At 41.4% G+C, this 720-nt stretch carries 1 protein-coding gene; it reads left to right on the plus strand.

Going from position 1 to position 720, the window contains the following annotated elements:
- Nucleotides 1-27 precede the first annotated feature (27 nt).
- Nucleotides 28-558 (plus strand): FHA domain-containing protein, encoded by a 531-nt coding sequence (locus A3735_RS01230; RefSeq protein ID WP_068513123.1) that lies wholly within the window; start codon nt 28-30, stop codon nt 556-558.
- The last annotated feature ends 162 nt before the right edge of the window (nt 559-720 follow it).

A 720-nucleotide genomic window follows, 5' to 3' on the forward strand; every position in this document is an offset into this window, starting at 1 on the left:
GCATGGCTCTTATACTGAAGAAGTTTTATGTCGATTAATACTGAGTTTATTTTATGGCACTTTGGCACTTTGGCACTTTGGCACTGGAAAGGAAGTTTGGACGAAACTGGGGTGGTCAAGAAAATACCCATCACTAAGTTTCCCTTTGTTATTGGCAGAAATAAGTCAATTGATATGGTTGTTCTGCGCTCTGGTATTTCTCGTGAACATGCCGAGATAATAAGCAAAGACGGTCGCTTATTTTTGAGAGACCTTCAGTCTACTAATGGTACTTTTGTAAACAAGCAGCGTATTAATAGTGAGGTATTATTGACTCACAACACGGTTATTCATTTTGCTCAATTTGATTTTATTTTAATAGATTCGGAGCATAAGTCTTCGGATGATGAAATGTTAACTGTCGTGATGAATGTTGATGAGGCCTTAGGGCTTCATGACAAGGAGTTTGCGGGGCGCAATGTGCTTAACGCTCCACCTGCCACTAAAAGAAACAATAAGCCTAAAGTGCAGGTTATGGAGGAATCATCTCATGAGAATGTGAAAGCGCATGAAAGGTAGAGTGTTGAGGCACAAACTGAAGAATCACTTCAAAGTCAAAATGCCTTATCTAAGCCGCGAGTTCAGGGTGATGAAAAAGTTTTTATACAAGGGCAGTGGGATGATTCAAACAGGCGCTTGCATTCGCGTAGGGAGGTTCGCTGGCCGGTGCTTGTGACCTTA

It is taken from the genome of Oleiphilus sp. HI0061 (assembly GCF_001635675.1).

What these genes read in the sequence shown, in the direction of transcription:
- A3735_RS01230 (WP_068513123.1), top strand. Translation starts at nt 28, where the DNA reads ATGTCGATTAATACTGAGTTTATTTTATGGCACTTTGGCACTTTGGCA.